This is a genomic window from Acinetobacter nematophilus, assembly GCF_026344175.1.
Lineage (GTDB): Bacteria > Pseudomonadota > Gammaproteobacteria > Pseudomonadales > Moraxellaceae > Acinetobacter > Acinetobacter nematophilus.
Genome location: NZ_JAPKMY010000002.1, coordinates 585,263 through 607,395 on the forward strand (window position 1 = coordinate 585,263; position 22,133 = coordinate 607,395).

Sequence of the window (22,133 nt, forward strand, 5' to 3'; positions counted from 1 at the left end):
AAATTATATAAACCACACAGCTCAACAAAAATATTTGCGAGTCACAGGATGTTGACAATGAATATGAATTCACCCCAAATTTTAGACCCTAAACTTGCACCTTGTTTAGATTACATCACTGAATTCAAAGAAAAAACTAGTTTTGAAGAGGCAATTAACTCAGCATGGCGTCGAGCTGAACCAGAATGTGTCGAAAATCTAATTGAACACAGTCAACTGTCTGAAGAAATGAGTCAAAAGATTTATGACACCGCATTTAATTTGGCGCATAGCTTAAGAGATCGTAAAAGTTCATCAGGCAAAGCGGGTATTGTGCAAGGCTTGCTTCAAGAGTTCTCATTATCTTCACAAGAAGGAATCGCCTTGATGTGTCTGGCAGAGGCATTGCTGCGTATTCCAGACAGTGCCACGCGTGATTTGCTGATTCGCGATAAAATCAATCAAGGCAACTGGAAAGATCACTTAGGTCAAAGTAACCTGATGTTTGTCAATGCCGCAGCATGGGGATTAATGCTGACAGGTAAATTAATGGAAACACCGAAACAGTCTAGTCTTTCAGGTGTGCTCACTTCACTCCTGGCACGTACAGGTAAAGGTATCATCCGTAAGGCTGTTGATGTTGCCATGCGTATGATGGGGGAACAGTTTGTAACTGGAGAAACCATTGAAGAAGCATTGGACAATGCCCAAACACTTGAACATAAAGGTTTTCGTTATTCCTACGATATGCTGGGTGAAGCCGCACTCACTGAACATGATGCAGATCGCTATTTTGATGATTATACTCAAGCAATTCATGCGATTGGCAAAGCATCCGATGGCAAAGACGTTTATACTGGTCCAGGGATTTCCATCAAGCTTTCTGCCCTCCATCCACGTTATCAACGCTCACAAACAGAACGTGTTCATCACGAACTTTATCCACGTATTTTAAATTTAGCCTTATTGGCAAAAAGCTATGATATCGGTCTAAATATTGATGCTGAAGAAGCTGATCGTTTAGAACTTTCGTTGGAGTTGCTGGAACGCTTATGTTTTGAGCCACAACTTGCTGATTGGAAAGGCATCGGCTTTGTCATACAAGCCTATCAGAAACGTTGTTTCTTTGTCGTAGATTATATTATCGACCTCGCCAAACGAAGTCATAAACGCTTAATGATCCGTTTGGTTAAAGGTGCTTACTGGGACAGTGAAATTAAAAAAGCACAAATCGACGGCTTTTCAGACTATCCTGTCTTTACCCGTAAAGTTCATACCGATTTATCTTATATTGCCTGTGCAAAAAAACTACTTGCAGCACCAGAGCAAGTCTACCCTCAATTTGCTACACATAATGCTCAAACGCTTGCCACAATTTATCAACTGGCAGATCCACAAAAATATTATTTGGGGCAATATGAATTCCAATGCTTACATGGCATGGGTGAGCCTTTATACGAACAAGTGGTAGGAGATATTTCGGCAAAAAAATTGGGCATTCCTTGTCGTATTTATGCACCTGTCGGCAATCATGAAACCTTGCTGGCTTATCTTGTACGTCGTCTTTTGGAAAATGGTGCCAACACTTCTTTTGTCAATCGTATTGCAGATAAAAATATCCCGATAGACGATTTGATTGAAAACCCAGCTCAGGAAATTATTGCAACTGCGCAAAAAGAGCAGCATATCGGTTTGAAACATCCTGCAATACCGCTACCACCTCAGCTATATCAGGGAATTCGTCTAAACTCTCAAGGTTTTGATCTTGCCGATGACAGCCAATTAAAAGCTTTAAATCAAACAGTTCAACATTTTCTAGAGCATCAATGGAACAGTTATAGTTTAGTGGACGAAATTGATATATCGAATTTTGATGCAGCTCATTCACAAAAAATTCTTAATCCATCAGATCATACGGATATTGTTGGTCATGTCATTGAAGCTGAATCTGCACATGTAGATTTGGCTTTGGACAATGCACATCGAGCATTTGACGCATGGAAAAATACCTCAAAGGATTTTCGTGCCAGTTTACTCCTGAAAGCTGCTGATCTGATGGAGGCACGTCTTCAAGAGCTTATGGTGTTACTCTGTCGTGAAAGTGGCAAAACCTACAGCAATGCCATCGCTGAAGTACGTGAAGCTGTTGATTTCCTCCGTTATTATGCTGCACAAATGCAAAGTACAAATGGGGATTTTGCGCCTCTTGGAACAATTTTATGTATCAGTCCGTGGAATTTTCCTCTCGCAATTTTTACTGGACAAATCTCAGCAGCCTTGGTTGCAGGTAATACCGTGATTGCCAAACCCGCAGAACAAACCCCTTTGATCGCAGCACAGGCAATTCAAATCTTTTGGGAGGCGGGTATTCCACGTTCTGTCGTGCAATTACTTCCTGGACGTGGAGAAACAGTCGGTGCAAAACTCAGTCAAGATGAACGCATTCAAGGCATTATGTTCACAGGTTCTACAGAAGTTGCTAAAATTTTGCAAAAAACAGTTGCTCAACGTCTGAGTCCCTCCGGTCAACCCATTCCATTGATCGCTGAAACAGGCGGGCAAAATGCCATGATCGTGGATTCATCTGCACTGACTGAACAGGTGGTGATTGATGCAGTTAACTCAGCTTTTGACAGTGCTGGTCAACGTTGTTCTGCCCTGCGGGTGTTGTGTGTACAGGAAGACAATGCAGCCACTTTAATCAAAATGTTGAAGGGTGCCATGCAGCAATTAAATATCGGACAACCGATTTTACTCAAGACGGATATTGGACCTGTAATCGATCTTGAAGCACAGCAAAATATTGCCAAGCATATTGAAATGATGCGTAGTAAAGGTCATAAAGTACATCAATTGGCTTATGACATACCAAGTTCAGACTTAAATCTGGGTACTTTTATTGTTCCAACACTGATTGAGTTACCAAACCTTGATGACTTGAAACGCGAAGTTTTTGGTCCCGTATTGCATGTGATTACCTATAAATACGGAGAGTTAAAACAACTTTTAGCTCAAATTAATGGCAAAGGTTATGGCTTGACCATGGGTTTGCATACGCGTATTGATGAAACGATTCAAACTACCATTGAACATGCTGAAGTGGGGAATTTATATATCAACCGAAACATTGTGGGTGCAGTTGTAGGGGTTCAACCTTTTGGTGGAGAAGGACTTTCAGGTACAGGTCCCAAAGCAGGTGGTCCTGTTTACTTATATAAACTGATGCAACAAGCAGAGCTAGCGCCAGTTGCCTTTGGCACAGTCAAAAATATTTCTGAGCAATTGAATTTGGCATCTTCCGAAGTGCAAAAGCAATTCCAACTTTGGGCAAAACAAAAATATCCTCAAATTAATCTGCACGCATATACTTCACCACTGGCTTTATACTCACTGCCAGGTCCCACGGGAGAATCAAATCAATATCATATAGTTGCGCGCCATCGCATCGCAGTGATTGCAGCGCAAGAAAATGGTTTATTGAACCAATTCAATGCTGTAATGACTTTAAATAGCAAAGTCGGCATTTTAGCGACAAGTGGGTTGGCTCTAAAAATGATCCAATCGATGCCAAAGAGTTTGCAGCAACAATTTTTTATGATCAACGACTTATCCACTGATGAATTTGACGCTGTACTCCATCAAGGCTCTACACAAGATTTGAAAACCTTACAAACCACAATAGCACAACGTCAAGGCGCTATTGTTGGAATCACACATCTCCATGATGCCAATGATAAGATTCCACTTGTACCTTTACTCATTGAGCGGGCCATCAGTATTAATACTGCTGCTGCGGGTGGAAATGCAAGTTTGATGACCTTAGACCAAGCTTAAAACAGTTCGATCTTTTCCATACCAAGTCAAAGTCATTTGACTTGGTTTTTTCAACATCCAACTCGCGAAAGAAAGTAAATGTTTATAAAAATAAAATCCGCATAATTCATATCATCCAATCCAATATCAACAGCCTATTAAAAAATTTCTTGACGTTCGAGACGGTATATTTTGTTTTGCAATCAGCAATAAAACTCCGCAAGGGCAAGCATCCTGTAGTTTGGCCTCGTTGCTCAGCGAAACCTGCTGGCCACCCAACAACGTATTCCAAGATTCGCTGAAACCATACATTATCAATGAAGCCCTCTCTGTTACAATTGCAGACAAAATCTCCGGAGATTAAGTTTTATCACGAATATTTGTTGAACCCAGATAATAAACAACATCTCGATTGCTTTTCTATCAGTCGGATTTATCTGAAATCGCTATCTTGTTTGATACCATGCATACATTCGCTGATCAGGGGTGACAAAGATATTCCCTTTGATCAACATGAACAAAACAAAGCATGGCTTTTTTCAGCCTAAGTCTTGGTATGAGCCGTGGTGACAATCAGAGTATTGCCTAGTCAATCGATCAAAACTTTTTATAAAATATAGCGCAGTGAAATACTTTATCCATATTATGCAAGTTTTCAAGAATGGTGTAGCGTTCTGGTTGACAAGTGAGTTCGTAGGGATGATGTATTGTCAATAATTTTTTAGCTTAATCGCATGACACATGTTTTATTCAAAATGAACTTTCCGTTCATCTTGCTGATAGGTTCTGGTTAATAATTCTTTTTTTACTTCCATATAATCATCTTGTTTTTTTGGCGCTAGACTTTCAATAAACCAAAGCCCATCTGCGGCATAGCGTAAAATTTTTAATTCAATCGAATGGTCTGTTTCTACATGTTGTAATAATCTTTGTGTTAACCAAAGGTCCCATTTATTGCTAAAGGATTTATCTGTCATCAATGTCATGCTTAAAGCACTCCACAGTGTATCTACCCCAAATGCTGAACTTAATGTAACCTCAATATAAGCGCGAGTAAATCGACCATATTGAATGGTATCCTGCGCCATCACCTCACTGATTTGATCGTCAAGCTGTTGAATTAAAGCCTCAAGCATAGCTTCAATAAGAATCTGTTTGCTGGCAAAATGATGAAACACGCCCCCCTTTGTAATGCCAGATCGAGTTGCAACTGTCTGAATTGAGACCCCAGTTACACCCTTTTCTGAGGCCAAATGCATCGCGTTTTCGATAATACGTTTTTTAACCCGCTCAGGATCTTTCTTGCGCTGATAAGGATTCTGTACATTTTTATCGATATTCACGATATTCTGCCCACTCCTTGCTCAATGCCCTGCAGAAGTTGAAAATAGATTAATCACCAATACGCCTGAAATAATTAATCCAATACCGATAATTGCAGCAATATCCAAACTCTGTTTGAAAATGAAATAACCCACCAAAGCGGTAAGAATGATCCCGACACCCGCCCAAATTGCATAAGCAATACCTAAAGGTATGGTTTTAATTACTTGTGAAAGTAAATAAAAAGAAATGACGTAAAATAGAACCACCAACAAGCTTGGGGCAAGTTTGGTAAAACCTTGTGATTTGACCAAAAAAGTTGAACCTGTAACTTCTGCAATAATCGCAATCGCCAACAACATATAAGCAAACAGAATTGAGTTCATGGCTTGAACCAAAAAGATACCGAATGGTTGGTATGCTATATAATTTTAATTAAAAGTACAAATATCAGAGCATCAAAAAATATTCAAATTGTCTACGGTAATATTCTTCTCTATTTCTTGGTTTCATTATTTTTATAAAAAAAGGTGGGATATCCATTTTCCCACCTTTCTTCTTTCCATTTTGTCAACTTAGATCGGATTGATAAAGTAAAAAAATGAAATGATAAAGATCAAAACCGCTATCGCTAAAATTAGATAAGTATTTAAGGTATTGAAACTTTTTATAAAATTAAGAATTTCCATTTTCCTTCATCACAAAATAAAACACTTTTTTATTTTAATATATTTTGTCACAATTTGTAAGATCATTAAGTATGATTAAAACTCAAAATACATATTTTCTTCATATTTATGTGATTTCGAACAATTTCTATTTGAGAAAGAAAGATTTAAGCCATCTATTTTGAATGATAAAATTTATCATATTATTGTTTTTATTCAATAATCAATGCTTATTTTCAATCTACTGCTTAACTAAGCATATATTTATGCAACATACCGATACAGCATAGACACTTCAATTTAATTTAATAATACTTAACAGTGAATTAAGCCAACAATTTGACCCTACGATAAAAAACAAAATAAATTAAATACTTAATTATATTATATTTTTCAACAATATATATTGGAAAAATTTATTGATCAATAATTTAAGAAAATTTTTATAATAAATCTATGATGATGAAGCGATAAGAGAGCTTCTAATCGTATCCAGATTAAGGTTCACTGCTTCAATTTATTGTTTTAATCTATAAATGAGTTTTTCTCATGAATCTTAACACTCTTCCCTGAGTGTTCAGTCTCTAAAAGCGCTTATTTCACTTCAAAGTGATGCTTTTCAGTGACTAACTTAATCTTTATGTCTTTGTAGTAGCGAATCATTGGATCATTCACATCTTTTTTCAATGCATCGGCAAATTTATCTTCATTCATCAATTTTGCATACGTCTTATATCCAATCTTTAAAGTTTCAGCTTGCTTTCCAGACTGTTGAAATTCTTCAATACGCTTATTAATCTGCTTAACACTAATTTCCATCTTTGATTCCCCCACGAACACTTTAATTTTTTATAACACTGTTTTATGACAGTTCCATTTAAAAAGGGATTTTTTTTAAGTTTATTTCTGTAAATGCGTATTATTCTTTAGAAAATCCAGTGTTTTTAAAAATGTCTGTTGGCTGGCTTGTTTGCCTAAGAAAAATTGATATTCATGAACCAACCATTCTTTTGATTCTGGATAAAACACTGCTTTTACAGGAATCTGCTTTTCTTGTAGCGCTTTTACAAATGGGATTGACTGTGTTTCTGTCAAGAAATCTTTATTGCCACCACTGATAAAAACCGGTGGATAATGGGATGTCAAATAATGAATGGGCGATAACATCTTTAGATAATCAGCATTATTTTTTTGATTTCCGGTATATGCTTCTACAAGGGTATTGACTCCCCATTCAATCAATTTAATTTCGTCTGGCGCTTTATCCACAAACGTATTCATGTCATAAATTCCACAATGCAAAATTAAACCTTTTACTTGGGATGGCTGAATAAGGGGTGTAAATGAAGACTGCTTTGCATAATCAACATTTGTGAGTAGGGCTGCATAATGGCTAGCTAAATTCGCACCTGCAGAATCCCCTGCTAAAAATAATTGGTTTGCATCAATCGCGTATTGCTTGGCATTTAAATGAATAAATTGTAATGCTTGATTAATTTGATTGAGTTGAGTGGGATAAATGGATTCAGGTGCAAATTGATATTGTACTGACACCACATTATAACCTTGAGCTGCAAGTAACTTAAAATAACCTCTAGCATTGTCTTTGGCGCCAGAAATCCAGCCTCCACCATGAATCCAAACAATAGTTGGTCGTTGTGTTGACTGGTTAATACTATCAGGTTGATAGAGATCAAACTTTAATCGCGGCGTGGTTTGATAAGCAATATTTTGATATACAACCACCTGATCAGGTGCATGTTTGTCCATTAAAAATTGTTGAAAATGTGTTGATGTATTAAATACTCGTGCTATAACTCTGCTACTTTTCTGTACATTTTGACAAGCAGAAAGTGTGAGTAAAGATATGGCACAGATCAGAATATTAAATCTAAGCATTTTAAACTCAAAATGGTCACTGCCCCTTTGATTGATGAGTTAAAACATATTGAAGTCAATATAACCTAAAATGAAAAACTTTTTTGCTATTTTGATCCCCGCAATATGAACAAAGTTTGTTGTCAAATTTTGGCAATTTGTTGATGCAAACTCTGCAAAAACAAATCAGCCTCCGCTTTGGTTTGACATTTTTTATGATAAGTTCCATTCGCCTTTTGGCTATGTGGCGTATATTTAATATCTATAGAAAAATCTTGTGTAATCATATTCTTAGAAACATGTACTGCAATAATATGTAAAGAGTTTAGATAAAAACCATCTTCAATTTTAACCAACATTTTACAGCCTCAAATTTTCATATAATCATAAAATGTGAAAAAGCTCATAATGTGATGAGCCAACTATTTAAATAAATTAAAGATAAGTGTATCTCAGTTTAGCCAGGTTTTAAAATTTTGAATCTGTTTTTTATGTAACATAATTTAGACAAGGATGAATCAGATTTAAAACATAAAAGTTATTTTCAGTAAACTGATCTAAATTGTCTGACATTTTTTCAACATGGTTATTTGATCGGTGCTAGATTGAATAAATCGTGATATTTATCACATTACATAATAAAAGTTATTGTTTTGATCTCTTTTATGGAGGTTGTGAATATGAATTATTTAATTATTTTGAATTCTCCACATCAACATCATTTTGAGGAAGTTCATAGACTGATCTGTGACTACGATGCTTCGATTCGTGTCAATCCTTCAACTTGGCTCATACATACCCATTATGATGCAACAATCATTCGCCAGCACTTAGCCAGTATTATTAGTATCCATGATTCGCTTTTAGTATTCAAAATTGATCAAGAACATTCCTTTACCAATGATTTGGATTTAAACGATTGGATGGAGGATATCCACAATGAAAGTGCCATCGGTCTTGAGTAATGGGGGTTATGAATTTAGCTATCTAGCACTTGATTAAAACCAAGCTATCCCCTTGATATCAAAGGGATAGCAATAGTTTAGATAGTGAGTTAAATACTCAACATACTGTTTAATGTCTCACTGACATTTTTTGATTTCACTTGAGATTTCAATGCCTCAAGTGACGCCTTCACTTCACTGCGCTGTGGTTCAGCCAAAGTATACCAACGTGTCAGTACCTGTAGTAAACGAGAGCCTACAATCGGGTTTTTCTCATCTAGATATTTAGCCAAGTCAACAAAATGTTGCACACCGAAACTCCAGGTATTGACAGGATTAGCATTTAAACCGCCACTCACTGAACGTATACGGTTTGGTGTACCCAAATCATAGTCGACATGTGTAGTTAAATACTGGATTGTTTCAGCAGTTGCTTTTGGATGCGCAGCTTGAATCATAAACCATTGATCCAATGACAGATCTTCGTCTTTAAAATGCGTATAAAAGTCCTGCAAAGCCGCTTGGGCTTGAGGGGCATCATTCCAGACTAAAACTTTCAAGGCACCCAAACGTTCCGACATATTCATTGAGTTTTCGTATTGCGCATAAGCCAAATCAAAAACTTCACTGTCGCCTTGTCGTGCCATTAAACTCAGCATAATATTTTTCAAAGCGCGGACACCCATGGCTTGTGAAAATTCATGCTGTGAATCAGGATCAAGTGATAAATAAGTATCTTTGGTAAAACTGCCCAATACTTTCGCCAATTGATTTAAAAGCGCTTCACGTGCTTCATGAACAATCAGTGGATTATAATCTTGGTCAATGCGACTGCCCAAGTAACTTTCTGTAGGAACATCAAATAAACGAGATGCCAATAACGGATCTTTTTCAATCACATTCGGTAAAGTTTGTTGTATTGCATCTACATAGATTTGAGCATCGTGACCATCGAGTAAAATACGCTCAAGTAAAGTTTGTGTCGCTTGCCATTGGTTAAATCCATTGGTTTCATACTGCAATAGGAATGCCAGTTCTGGATCTGAATAATTAAATTCAAGATTGACAGGTGCAGAGAAATTACGCAGCAAAGAAGCGATTGGCTTTTCAGTTATTCCTGTAAACTCAATACTCGCTTCTGCCTGATCAAACAAATACACGCCATCTTTCACCCCATTTTCAAATAGACGATCGGATTTCAGGGTATATTGCGCTCCTGTCTGGGCATTGAACAGTGCCAAAGCAACAGGAATAGGCACAGGTTTTAAATTTGAATATTTAGGATGTGCTTTTAAAGTTTGTTTAAAAGTTAAACGGTAGATTTGAGTGGAGGCATCATATTCACCTTTGGCTTCAAGTTTTGGTGTGCCTGGTTGGTTATACCAAATGAGGAATGCTGACAAATCTACCCCAGAACCCGCTGTTAAAGCAGCAACCCAGTCTTCAACTGTCACAGCTTGTCCATCATGACGGCGGAAATATTCATCTGTGCCTTTACGGAATTTTTCTTTACCCAATAATGTGGACATCATCCGATTGATTTCAGCACCTTTCTCATACACTGTTGCTGTGTAAAAATTGTTAATCTCTACAAAATGATCTGGGCGCGGTGGATGAGACAATGGACCTGCATCTTCTGGGAATTGATGTGCTTTCAGAACAGCAACATCATCAATTCGTTGTACTGCAGCGGATTGGAGATCTTCAGAGAAAGACTGATCACGGAAAACGGTTAAACCTTCTTTAAGACACAACTGGAACCAATCACGACAAGTAATACGGTTACCTGTCCAGTTATGAAAATATTCATGTGCAATTACAGATTGCACACGCATGATCGCTGCATCTGTCGTATATTCTTCATCAGCAAGTACACATGAAGTATTAAAAATATTCAGACCTTTATTTTCCATTGCCCCCATATTGAATTGGCTGGTTGCAACAATCATATAATTGTCTAAGTCATACGCTCGTCCATAATGTTCTTCATCCCAACGCATGGAATGTTTGAGTGCTTCCATCGCAATATGGCATTTTGGAATATCTTTCTCTTCTGCATAGATTTCCAAGGCAACATCCCGACCTTCTGAAGTGGTATAACGATCTTTCAATACCGCGAGATCACCAATCACACAAGCAAATAAGTAAGCAGGCTTTTTAGTGGGGTCCTGCCAAATTGTATAATGACGATCTTCACCTGATTCACCTGCTTCAATCAGATTGCCATTTGCCAATAGTACTGGATATTTTTTATCAGCTTCTACACGTGTCGTAAACACCGATAGTACATCTGGTCGATCGGGATAGAAGGTAATTTTTCGAAAACCTTCAGGTTCGTTTTGGGTCACAAATAAATCACTGCCAGCAAGATACAACCCTTCAAGCTGTGTATTGGTTTCAGGATGAATCAGGACAACCGTTTCAACAATCGCTTGTTCTGGGGCATTACGGATGACAAGCTGTTCTGAATCCAGCTTATACTCACTTTCAGTAAGTTTCTTACCATTGATTTTAATTGATTTTAATTCTAAATCACGCCCCAGTAATACTAAATCGCCATCGGTCTGGCGTTTCATTACTAATTTTGAACTTACATCAGTATGGTCATCATAAACTTGAATATCCAGATGAATAGAATCTACAACATAGGATGGTTTCTGATAATCTTTTAAATATATGGTTTGATTTGCTTCAACGATGGGGTTTGCCGCAATATTCATATGATGTCCTGATCCTATTGTTGAGTTTAGACGTAGTATTGTGAATCTGATCATGCTTAAAATTTCACAATTTGTCTGTATTGTTTATTCATTTATATATGGGTCTGGTTGAAATTAATTTCAATCGTTTCAATGCAAATCAATGCAAAAAACGTGCGAGATGCCCTTTATTTATACAAAAATAGCGCTCTTGAATCACATAGCGCATCAGAAAGTTTAGAAATGATTTCGATATGAAAATACTGAATCCTGATTTTTTACAAAGTTAAGAAGCTTCATGTCTGAGCAAATGAATGATTTAATCAATACCATGGATGCGATTAAAATCCAATCAGACTTTTTAGTTTTCTAGCCTAGCGCACAATTAATACAGGATATAAAGGATTGAATAACACATCTCCTGTCTAGGTATCAGAACCTACAGTCCTATTTAGACAACATCCATTACTGGAAAATTAATGAACAATATCAATATATAGGGAAAAATATAAAATGCTTAGGCTATTTATAATGATGTTATATCTCTTGAATCTATCCACGGATGCACATGCTACAGCATCATACTTTTGCTTTAAAACAGATCTTCAACAAAATATTTTGCTGGTTTCAACTGAGGAGTTTCCTGAAATCAAAACGATTCAGTATTATCCATATCTAAAAAGGATTGATTTGAAGTTCTCTCATTACGACGCAATAGACACCGCACGAGATAGACCAAGTGAATTTCACGACTTTTATAAAGAAATCATCGACAATCAAGTGATGGGAACTTATGAAGTGATTTATCAAGGTGCGATGTTCTCTACCATCAACCATACCGCTAAAAATAGCCATCGCCCAACGAAATTCGAGAGAATTTATCATCTTGATCCAAACACACGGCAAAACTTGAATCGACAAGGTATTGATTGCTTTTAAACGATATTTTTACAAAGAAACACGCAGAATAATGCTTTCTTAATCTGAAATTATGGATAATGGCGTTAAACGAAACAAAGATATGTCATTATGAAGTTGCGAACATTGTTCAGTGTGTGCTGTTTTACTTGGTTAGGACTTAGCACGTTCACCCATGCAAATCCTGAATTTTTATCTCCAGATCAAGCTTTTCAATTTTCAGCAGAATCACTCTCAGAAAACAAAGCTCAATTAAATTGGACGATTGCACCTCATTATTATCTCTATCACGATCAATTCAAGGTCACTGTGAATAATAAAGCAGTACCCTTCAGTTTACCTAAAGGACATATCAAAGATGATCCGACCTTTGGTAAAACTGAGGTTCACTATGAAAACCTGAGCACCACGATTCAGGTTAAACCCAACACGCAATATACGGTAATGTATCAAGGTTGCTCTGCTGATGGTTTATGCTATCCACTGCAAAGAAAAAATATTGCGACAGATGCAGACGGCTTATTGCCCCAAAACAATACTGTATCTAAAAATACGCTGAGCAGTCTGACAAATAAATCTTTGTTGACCCAAGCTGAAACTGCTCCATCTCAAGATAAAAATATTAAAACTGATTCTGATAGAGTAAAAATCTCAACACCGAATGCAGAAAAAACCTCAACGACAGCAAGTGTAACAGACACACAAAAAAGTATAGATGAAGATCAATCCACTGACACAATTACAGATGTTAATCAGGTACTGGGTACAAGCGCTGTCATTACAAATGCATCCGCTTCTTCAAATCCAAATATGGATTCAGCAACGGATGGCAATACAACGTCATTACAATGGAATGATGATCAATCATTTTTTAAACTTTTATCAAAAGATTCCTTGTTTCTGAATTTATTGGTATTTTTTGGTCTGGGGATTTTGCTGGCCTTTTTACCTTGCTCACTGCCCCTCATTCCGATTCTTTCAGGAATCATTATTCAACGTGCAAAAGGCTATAAAGCTGTAGTGATTGCGCTTTGCTTTGTAGTGAGTATGGCAATCATTTACGCCATCATGGGAATCGTGGTTGCTGAGATCGGTTATAGTTTTCAACGCTGGTTCCAAAGCCCTTGGATTGTTTCATTATTTGCCGTGTTATTTGTCATATTGGCACTTAATCTATTTGGTGTATACCAACTCAATTTGCCACAATTCATCACCAACAAACTCAGTCACCTGCAGAACAATCAGAAAGCAGGAACCGTTTTAGGTGCAATCGTAATGGGAGCATTATCCGCACTCATTGTGGGTCCCTGTATGAGTGCTCCACTGGCTGGTGCATTATTATTTGTCTCACAAACCCAAAATGCTGCTTTAGGCGGTCTCTATCTATTCATTCTGGGTCTAGGCATTGGTTTACCTTTATTTATTGCCAGTGTATTCGGTTCTAAATTATTGCCGAAACCCGGCTTATGGATGGACCGCATTAAAGTCAGCTTTGGCTTTGTAATGCTTATGGTTGCATTGTACTTTATCCGTCCAATGCTCGCTTCTACGGTTTATGCTGCAATTTTCGCTCTATTGTGTATCGCACTAGCAATCTACTTATTGATTGCTTTGCGTGACAGTGAAAAAGCTGTCAATAAAGCTATACTTGCCGTCATTGCCATATTAAGTCTATTTGCAGGGCTTTGGAACATTCAGCAAGGCTATGCAGCCTATCAAATTCAAAACAGTCAATCCGAACATTTGATCTGGAAGAAAGTCACTACAGCCGAACAACTTGAAAGTGCATTGGTTCAAGCAAAACAGCAGAATAAACCCATTATTATTGATGTTTATGCGGATTGGTGTGTGGCATGCCAACCTATTGAAAAAGAAGTTTTCCCACGTGTCGACGTGCAGGATGCATTAAAGAGTTTCACGCTGATTCAATTAGATTTAACTGAATATAATGCCTCACAGGACACTATTTTAAAACAACGCGAAATACTTGGTCCACCCACAATGCTGTTCTTGAATCATCATGCAGAAGAAATTCGTCAATTACGCTTCACTGGAACTTTCTCAGCACAACAATTGCTCAAACAGACAGCACAAGTGCAACAAATCTTGAAAACACCATGATCATGATCACTGCACAAGCCATTCATCTCGGTCCATTCATGCTACCTTGGACGCTGACGATTTTGATGGTCGCCATCTTAGTCAGCGTCATCGTAGGAAAGTTGACTTACCGTTACTTTGGGCTGGACGCTTCACAGTGGTCCACCTTTAAAGATTCGATTTGGTCCGGGATTTTGTTGGGTTTGTTATGTGCCCGTATCGGCTTTGTACTATTAAATTTAGAAGTTTACTTAGACCATCCAATTGAAATCATCAAAATTCAAGACAAAGGATTGAATCTTTATTTAGGACTCATTGCAGCTTTTCTCTGGATCATATGGAAAAATCGCTTTCTAAACAAAAGCTTTATCATATTGCTCCTTATAATATTTAGCCTACTGAGTGTTTCAGCTCATTACACCCATCAGCAAATACAACTGCGATATCAGCAATTTCCTGATGTTCAATTACTGAATTTGCAACAGCACCCCATAAAACTCACAAAATATCTAGGTAAACCGACAGTTCTCAATTTATGGGCAAGCTGGTGTCCACCATGCAGACGTGAAATGCCTGTTCTTGATAAGGCACAAAAGAACAATCCTAACATTCAGTTTGTCTTTATTAATCAGAATGAAGATGCAAAAACTGTACAACATTATCTACAACAACATGGATTGCATTTAGATCAAGTCCTCTTAGATGCAGATAGCCTGACTGCTCAAAAAATGGGAATGTTTGGTTTACCCAGTACCCTATTTTTTAATGCTCAAGGTCAATTAGTTGATACGCATATGGGCGAAATTACCCATGCGGCCTTACATCAGAAAATTCAAAACATTGTTTCAGAATAATTGATTTCATAACAATGAAGGAAAAATCATTGTGATTAGATTAACAGAGGAGTCATCTTGATGATTGATTTAAAAACACTGGGTATTTATTCTTTAAGTTTAGTCTTAAGTGGCTCACTTTTTGCCGCAGATGCTGATTTTCTCAAAAATAAACTTGAAAAAGAAGGTTATCACTTCGTTCAAAAAATTGATGCACCTGACGGATTGGAAGGTTGGACAGGTTATAAAGATGAATATCCATCTACCCTGTTTATCTCCAAAGATCAGAAACACTATATTGTAGGTGATCTGTTTGATGCATCTGGAAAAAATTTAACAGAACAAGCAATTGATACACATGTTAAAGGTGCAGTGTTGGATGAAATTTGGAAAAGCTTAGAAAAATCCACATGGATCCAGGATGGTGATACAAATGCCAAAAAAATTGTCTATGTGTTTAATGATCCGAATTGTCCCTACTGTCATACCTTTTGGCAACACGCACGTCCCTTTGTTGCCTCTGGACAAGTGCAATTACGCCATATTATGGTCGGTGTGATTCGCCCAAGTAGTAAAGGACAAGCAGCAACGATTTTAAATAGTGCAAATCCTGCTGAAATTTTTAAACAATATAATTTAAGCAATGGTAAAAACAAACTGGTTGAAATGAAAAATATTCCCAAAACATTAGCTGATCAGTTAGATGCCAATACTCAATTGATGGACAAATATGGATTTTATGCCACACCAGCCATGGTCTGGAAAAATGCATCAGGTGAAATCCAAAGCCAACAAGGTGCACCCAAAGATATTCAAAAATTATTCAATGAATCTTTATAAATATTCGATTTAAAAACGAGAACTTAGCAAAGATCAAAGGAGTGATAAACAATCTTTATCACTTCTTCAGATTGATCTAGCAGACATGACATGGATATTCTGCTTATATCGAATTTTGTGATGGTATCTTGGCTATAAAATGTTCAGTGCGTCAGGTAAAGCTTATTTCGACTTGAACTGTGTAATAGACCCAATATAGTGTGTTCGATCACACTTTGATTTATATCAAATTGAATACTTTTAGGTGAACATACTCAAGTTTTTTCACACCACACCGTTGGTTTTAATCTGATTTCATCGTGTTTTCAATTGGGTTTTATTTTTGATAAATCATGCAGTAACTCCATCAATTGTTGAATTTTTTCAGCACCGTATTGCTCTTTAATATTCTTATAGGAGGCTTCCATTTTTAAAGCTTGGGTTTCAAAATAATTTCGACCTGCTTGGGTAAGTTTGATTAAACTCACCCGTTGATCATGTAAATCCTTACTTTTGATAATTAAGTTCTGCTCAGCCATGCGATTGACAATGCCAGTTAAACTTGGTCTTAAAATACAAGTCAATTCTGCCAAGTGGTTGTTCTCGAGCTCATCGTATTGGTAAAGTGTACAAATCACACGCCATTGTTGCTCAGTCAAGCCCATCTCATTTAAAGCAGGTCGAAAATAGGTTTTAGTGGCTTCACGCGCCTGTAGCAGTGCTAAAGTCAGCGAAGGCGATAATCGAATTGTTTTCATAGAAATCCTTTCATGAAACTCATGTTAATGGATTGATGAATTGAGTTTTCATTCAATAGATCCGAATTGATATACGACAATGATTTAAGTGAACTTTCTTTTTGTTACATCTAAATTTATATCAGATGTGAAATAAAATAAAAAATTAATTTTAATTAACAATAAAGTTTACTTTTTTTAATCCATCGTTTGAATCTGATATTTTTTATTGGTGGAATCAAACAATATTACCTATTTTATTCAACACCTTATAACTATAAACAAATCAATTTTCATATTTAATCCATCTATTTACTGTCAATAATAGCTTTATTTCTTCCATAAAAAAACTCGCAATAAAGCGAGTTTAGGATACATCAATCGCGAAATTGACGATTAAAACAAGATGAAACAAAGACCAGGGAAAATCAAATATCATCATGTTTTAATGCCTTTATTATTCATGATTTCTAAAAAATTTCCTTGTCATTTTCAGCCAAATAAATGTCATTTCCTGACAAAATAAAATTTAAACAACCTTATTGGTTATTTTTCAATCAAACAGAATTTTTCCAGTACCGCCCCTGAAACTTGCATACTCTGCTTTTGTCGATCTAAGAAATCATGGGCAATCATTAACATCATGTTTGCCGTATCCAGTTGCAAATTTTCTTGAGAAATTTGCGCAATCCCTTGATATGCCTCTAAACGAGAACAAAAAGCCTTTCTCTGTTGATTCGGGTCTTGGTCTTCCATTACTTCATCATCTAGAATCTGTTTGGTTGCATTGACTTGAGCAGTATATTTTTGAATACGCTGGTTATATTCATCTTGTGTGAGCTTTTGCTGCTTGTCTTCAGCAAAAACTGAGGTCATTAATCCAATACCGGTCATCATCAATAGCTGCAAAATAAATTTATGCTTCATAAACAGACCTTTGATTTATAAAACATCAGCTTTCCAGACATCCTCATAATCATCTGCATCAATCATAAAACGAAAGCCTTGCTCCAAAGCCAAATAAGGGATTGCATCTGGAAAAACGTCTTCTAACTCTTTTACACTAATGACATCAAAGAAGTCTTCTCCTTCTTCTAACTCCCCGCCGTAAATAAACCATGCAACATTTTCAGCATCGGGTTGTTTACGTAAACCTACAATTGGCTCTTTATTCAAGGTGTGTTTAGCAATTGCAACCAGATCTGTTTCATTGACTTTGATATAACGTGAATCAAATTCTTCACAGACCAATTTTTGTTCTTCTATAAAATCCTGCAACATATCTATTCTCAAACAATCTGATTTTGTGAGATTGTAAGCTGACACTTTGACAATCACAACCAAATTCACATGCTGTTCAAACGATAGACAGCATTGCAAAAAATATATAATTTGCTAAACTTGATTTCGTAACATATTCAAATTTGATTATTCGAGGTCAAACATGATGCAGCAATCTTCACAGACAAAGTCTGAGTTAATTGATCTTGAAGCATATCCTCGACCTAAATCGACTCGCCATGCTTTTTCCTTTAGAAGTACTATTTCATCTGAGGATATATATGCCCTACATCCCCATATCAAAATAGAAATCCCTTATCCATTGGAAACCGTTGCCGCTGGCTTTCCCTCTCCTGCACAGGACTATACTGAAAAGAAAATTGATTTGAATGAACATCTGATTCATAACCCGATTGCAACGTTTATTTTAAAAGTAAATTCTTTATCGATGAAAAATGCGGGAATTGAAATTGGTGATGAAATTCTGATTGATCGTAGTCTAGATGCTGAACATGGAGATGTGGTATTGGCATTAATCAATAATGAATTTACCGTTAAACGTTTTATGCATAAAAAATTATCCACGGGTGCATATGACATCTGGCTTAAAGCGGAAAATCCAGATTTTCCCGATATTCATCCACATAGTGAAGAACAGATTATGATTTGGGGCGTGGTGACCTGTATTTTAAAAAAACTCAAATAAGCTGCAGCATGCAGCTCGCTGGCCATTAAAATCAAAGCTAACCATTGCCTATATAATTAATTTTAAGGGAAATTAAATAATATGACTGAATTATTTAGACGTTTAGCGCTGTCACATCAAGGTTTAATTTCTCCACCTGCATTTGGATTAGGCTTATCTGGAACACTTCAAGCAATCCGACATCTAGGTTATGTTCAAATTGACACTATTTCAGTCGTCGAACGTGCCCATCATCATATCTTATGGAGTCGTGTTCCAGACTATCAATCCCATTATTTGAATCAATTGGTACAACAACAGCATATTTTTGAATACTGGTTCCATGCAGCATCTTATTTACCCATCCAAGACTATCGTTATGCACTTCCTCAGATGACGTCTGTGCGTAATGGTGAACATCGCTACTTTAATCGGGGCGATCAACATTTAATGAATGAAATTTTAGCAAAAACCCGTGCTGAAGGTAGCATTCGTTTACGTCATATCGAGCAAGGCAATCGGTCAAATTCTGGGGGATGGTGGAACTCAAGCTCAGCCCGTCGTTCAATCGATCAATTGTTTATGCAAGGTGATTTGATGATTTGTGAACGAAATGGAATGGAAAAAGTCTATAACCTGACTGAGCGCTGTCTTCCCAACCAACTCGACCTCAGCATGCCAACGCTAGAAGAATATGCACGTTATTTATTCAACACTACACTGAGAGCACATGGCATATTTACCTGGAAACAATTGCTGCATCTTAAAGTCGGCAGTCAAATTCGCGAAGCGATGCGTCAAATAATCAATGAACAACTGGATGCAGGCGTGATCATCACCTTATCCCAGTTAGGTTATACCGATAAAGAAAGTCCAAATATTTATGTCAAAACCGAAGCCTTGGCACAAAAACCGCACCTTGAATTGGAGGTTAAAATCCTCTCTCCTTTTGACAATCTCGTTATCCATCGTGAGCGTCTGCGTACTTTATTCAACTTTGACTATCGTTTGGAATGTTATGTGACACCTGCCAAACGGTCATTTGGATACTTTTGTTTACCTATTTTATATGCAGATCAGATCATAGGACGTATTGACTGTAAAGCACACCGAACCCAGAAACAATTTGAAGTCCTGAGTCTGCATTTAGAAGATCATTGTTTTAAAAATAAAGAGATAGATCATGATCACTTGCTCAATGCACTGAATAATGAATTACATCGTTTTGCGCAATTTAATCAATGCCCTCAAATTAAAAACCAACCTAATCAGCTTTTTAAGCAGGCTGTAAAACAGCTTTCATGACATGGGCAATCATCTCAAATCTGTCATTGAAAGCGAATTGAATGCCATAGTCATAGAGTGACCTAAAATAAGTACAGCGCCTCAATCCTGAATTGAGGCGCTGTACTTATTTTGATCGAATTAATTTAAGTCACAATCCTAATTTCCTACTTTTGCTGAGGTTTGTTCTGACTTTGTTGGTTATGTTGTGCCTGTTGGTTTGACTGCTGATTTTGCTGCTTCTGTTGGTCCTGCTGACTTTGTTGCTTTTGCTGTTGATTGGACTGGTTAGGTTGACCTTGTTGATCATTCTGCTGATTTTGTTGCTGGTTGTGTTGATTAGCCATTTTCATATCCATCCTTTTTAAATATTGGGATATGCCGTACAAATCGACGACAACTGTTAATTTAACGTGCTCAGCAGTGGAAACAAGCGTATAGATGTTTCATTTTTCGACATCGTAAACCATCATCTGAGATTCATGTTTTAAAAGAACAACTTCTAGGTTCGGGTTGTTTACGTGAATTACTTAAACCATGATGAAGCACAACAATCCTTACAAAGCGCTGTATCTATATATGACGTAGTAAAATTTTCATGCTGTGAAATTCAACGTGTCCACCTCTATTTAAATTTGAATTTATTTTAAACTTCTTTTAATATTTCATTTGAATTTGTAACTTTTTCAAGATCATCATGAGTGAACAAATTTTTGCTTTAATCGACATCAACAATTGTTATGTCAGTTGTGAGCGTGTATTTAATCCCAGCCTAAACAACCAACCTGTCGTCGTATTAAGCAATAATGATGGCTGCGTTGTTTCACGCAGCAATGAAGCCAAAGCACTCAATATAGATATGGCTGTACCTTGGCATGAAGTTGAAAAATCAGCGAAAAAGGCAGGTGTTATCGCCTATTCAAGTAACTATGCTTTATATGGTGATTTTTCAGAACGTTTTTTTAAAACACTGAAAACCTTTTTTAAAGAGGATGATCTAGAACCCTACTCAATTGATGAATGTTTTATTAATTTAAGCTCTTATCGAGACCTATTTGATTTAGAAAGCTATTGCCGAAGATTGGTAAAAACCATTCAAAAATGGTTAGGTTTACCCTGCTGTATTGGCATTGGATATAGCAAGACTCAAGCCAAGCTTGCCAACAGTTTTGCCAAAAAGCGGCATGGATTTGAGAGTGTTTGTGATTTGACTGGCTTAGATTTATGCAGCTTTGAAGCTTTACTACTCGAAACCAATGTCGCTGAGGTATGGAGCATTGGACGTAAAACCAGCAAACGTTTGCAAGCGTATAATATTTATAATTGCTATGACTTAACTTTTGCCAATGAACATTACCTCGCACGAGAGTTCTCAGTGGTCATTGCACGTACTATTCGTGAGCTAAAAGGTCAATCCTGCATTGCTCTGGACGATCCTGAAATCCCCTCTAAACGGATTCTTTCTTCTCGAAGTTTTGCCTCCGCATTGAATAATCCCGAAATCATCAAACAGGCGATTATTTTTCATGTCAATCGGGCGCATCAACGTCTCACTCGGCAGCAGCAACTCTGTGCCGTGATACACGTCTCTCTGTATGAAAAAATTGCTCAAGCACCTTATAAAAAAGCACAAAGCAACGTTGCAGGCTTGCAATATGCAACAGATGATTTGATGACTTTAACCAAGGCTGCATTACAGCAAATTGATGTTTTATTTAAAGAAAATATCAGATATGTAAAAGTCGCCGTGATGCTTTCTGCCCTTCATCACAAAAGCCAACACATCAATGACTTATGGCATCCCGTAGACTTTATTCAGCAACGCGATCAACTCATGGATACACTTTCCAATATGAAGCAGCGCTTTGGTTCTGATTGTATTCAAGTCGGCTATCATTCCACCAGTGAAACATGGAAAATGCGTCAACAAAATCGCTCTCCAAGTTATACCACACGCTGGAGTGATATCTTATGTATTGATGATAGTCATATGGCTGTTACACAAATCAAATGAATAGTTTTGGTCACTCAGTTTAGAATGGAAGCACTTAAAAACAATGCATGAAAATGTCATATTTTAACATTGCCATTTAACGACAAAATTTACATTATATATGCCGTACTAGGCACAGCATTTCCGCGACAATTCAAAGAAAATATAAAGTATTTGTG

At 36.9% G+C, this 22,133-nt stretch carries 19 protein-coding genes; 9 read left to right on the forward strand and 10 right to left on the reverse strand.

Features of this window, described 5'->3' with window-relative positions:
• Positions 1-57 precede the first annotated feature (57 nt).
• The gene (gene putA, locus OSH00_RS06475) at positions 58-3,813 is read left to right on the forward strand and encodes a trifunctional transcriptional regulator/proline dehydrogenase/L-glutamate gamma-semialdehyde dehydrogenase (RefSeq protein WP_266129745.1); all 3,756 of its coding nucleotides are present in this window, start codon (positions 58-60) and stop codon (positions 3,811-3,813) included.
• Positions 3,814-4,538: 725 nt separating this feature from the next.
• Here putA and OSH00_RS20530 read toward each other — a convergent pair.
• The 5 genes from OSH00_RS20530 to OSH00_RS06500 form a co-directional block, all read right to left on the reverse strand.
• Positions 4,539-5,135, reverse strand: coding sequence for a TetR/AcrR family transcriptional regulator (locus tag OSH00_RS20530; protein ID WP_266129746.1), 597 nt, complete (start codon positions 5,133-5,135; stop codon positions 4,539-4,541).
• Positions 5,136-5,156: 21 nt separating this feature from the next.
• On the reverse strand, positions 5,157-5,489 hold the full coding sequence (locus OSH00_RS06485; RefSeq protein ID WP_420909508.1) for a DMT family transporter: 333 nt from the start codon (positions 5,487-5,489) through the stop codon (positions 5,157-5,159).
• 888 nt (positions 5,490-6,377) lie between these two features.
• Positions 6,378-6,602 carry a hypothetical protein gene (locus OSH00_RS06490; RefSeq protein WP_004830522.1) on the reverse strand — a complete coding sequence of 75 codons (225 nt, stop codon included), beginning with the start codon at positions 6,600-6,602 and terminating at the stop codon, positions 6,378-6,380.
• Positions 6,603-6,683: 81 nt separating this feature from the next.
• Positions 6,684-7,682 carry an alpha/beta hydrolase gene (locus OSH00_RS06495; RefSeq protein WP_266129748.1) on the reverse strand — a complete coding sequence of 333 codons (999 nt, stop codon included), beginning with the start codon at positions 7,680-7,682 and terminating at the stop codon, positions 6,684-6,686.
• A gap of 122 nt (positions 7,683-7,804) precedes the next feature.
• Positions 7,805-8,020 carry a hypothetical protein gene (locus OSH00_RS06500; RefSeq protein WP_196077794.1) on the reverse strand — a complete coding sequence of 72 codons (216 nt, stop codon included), beginning with the start codon at positions 8,018-8,020 and terminating at the stop codon, positions 7,805-7,807.
• 321 nt (positions 8,021-8,341) lie between these two features.
• Here OSH00_RS06500 and OSH00_RS06505 point away from each other — a divergent pair, with 321 nt between their 5' ends.
• Positions 8,342-8,626: a hypothetical protein gene (locus tag OSH00_RS06505; RefSeq protein ID WP_266129749.1), complete on the forward strand. Its 285-nt coding sequence runs from the start codon at positions 8,342-8,344 to the stop codon at positions 8,624-8,626.
• 89 nt (positions 8,627-8,715) lie between these two features.
• Here the strand turns inward: OSH00_RS06505 and pepN are convergent, their stop codons facing one another.
• Entirely contained in the window at positions 8,716-11,325 is a 2,610-nt protein-coding gene (gene pepN / locus OSH00_RS06510; protein WP_266129750.1) for an aminopeptidase N, read from the reverse strand.
• 510 nt (positions 11,326-11,835) lie between these two features.
• On the opposite strand from pepN, the gene OSH00_RS06515 reads away from it, so the two are divergent.
• The 4 genes from OSH00_RS06515 (at position 11,836) to dsbG (ending at position 15,995) form a co-directional block, all read left to right on the forward strand.
• Positions 11,836-12,243: a hypothetical protein gene (locus tag OSH00_RS06515; protein WP_266129751.1), complete on the forward strand. Its 408-nt coding sequence runs from the start codon at positions 11,836-11,838 to the stop codon at positions 12,241-12,243.
• Between the two features lie 90 nt (positions 12,244-12,333).
• Positions 12,334-14,343: a protein-disulfide reductase DsbD gene (gene dsbD, locus OSH00_RS06520; protein WP_266129752.1), complete on the forward strand. Its 2,010-nt coding sequence runs from the start codon at positions 12,334-12,336 to the stop codon at positions 14,341-14,343.
• A complete protein-coding gene (locus tag OSH00_RS06525) occupies positions 14,340-15,176 on the forward strand; it encodes a TlpA disulfide reductase family protein (RefSeq protein WP_266129753.1) in 837 nt (278 codons plus the stop codon). Before dsbD ends, OSH00_RS06525 begins: the two co-directional genes overlap by 4 nt.
• Positions 15,177-15,236: 60 nt before the next feature.
• Positions 15,237-15,995, forward strand: coding sequence for a thiol:disulfide interchange protein DsbG (gene dsbG / locus OSH00_RS06530; RefSeq protein WP_266129754.1), 759 nt, complete (start codon positions 15,237-15,239; stop codon positions 15,993-15,995).
• A gap of 305 nt (positions 15,996-16,300) precedes the next feature.
• Here the strand turns inward: dsbG and hpaR are convergent, their stop codons facing one another.
• The 3 genes from hpaR to OSH00_RS06545 all read right to left on the reverse strand — a co-directional run bounded on the left by hpaR (position 16,301) and on the right by OSH00_RS06545 (position 17,992).
• Positions 16,301-16,732, reverse strand: coding sequence for a homoprotocatechuate degradation operon regulator HpaR (gene hpaR / locus OSH00_RS06535; protein ID WP_266129755.1), 432 nt, complete (start codon positions 16,730-16,732; stop codon positions 16,301-16,303).
• Between the two features lie 525 nt (positions 16,733-17,257).
• Positions 17,258-17,638 (reverse strand): hypothetical protein, encoded by a 381-nt coding sequence (locus OSH00_RS06540; protein ID WP_266129756.1) that lies wholly within the window; start codon positions 17,636-17,638, stop codon positions 17,258-17,260.
• Positions 17,639-17,653: 15 nt separating this feature from the next.
• Positions 17,654-17,992, reverse strand: a complete 339-nt coding sequence (locus OSH00_RS06545; RefSeq protein WP_196077440.1) for an immunity protein Imm33 domain-containing protein — start codon at positions 17,990-17,992, stop codon at positions 17,654-17,656.
• Positions 17,993-18,158: 166 nt separating this feature from the next.
• On the opposite strand from OSH00_RS06545, the gene OSH00_RS06550 reads away from it, so the two are divergent.
• Together OSH00_RS06550 and OSH00_RS06555 are read left to right on the forward strand one after the other, a co-directional pair.
• Positions 18,159-18,698 (forward strand): LexA family protein, encoded by a 540-nt coding sequence (locus OSH00_RS06550; RefSeq protein WP_266129757.1) that lies wholly within the window; start codon positions 18,159-18,161, stop codon positions 18,696-18,698.
• Positions 18,699-18,779: 81 nt separating this feature from the next.
• Positions 18,780-19,982, forward strand: a complete 1,203-nt coding sequence (locus OSH00_RS06555; protein ID WP_266129758.1) for a winged helix-turn-helix domain-containing protein — start codon at positions 18,780-18,782, stop codon at positions 19,980-19,982.
• Positions 19,983-20,128: 146 nt separating this feature from the next.
• Here the strand turns inward: OSH00_RS06555 and OSH00_RS06560 are convergent, their stop codons facing one another.
• Positions 20,129-20,308, reverse strand: coding sequence for a hypothetical protein (locus tag OSH00_RS06560; protein WP_196077438.1), 180 nt, complete (start codon positions 20,306-20,308; stop codon positions 20,129-20,131).
• 350 nt (positions 20,309-20,658) lie between these two features.
• Between OSH00_RS06560 and OSH00_RS06565 the strand changes: the two genes are divergently transcribed.
• A complete protein-coding gene (locus OSH00_RS06565; RefSeq protein ID WP_266129759.1) occupies positions 20,659-21,975 on the forward strand; it encodes a Y-family DNA polymerase in 1,317 nt (438 codons plus the stop codon).
• Positions 21,976-22,133: the final 158 nt, after the last annotated feature.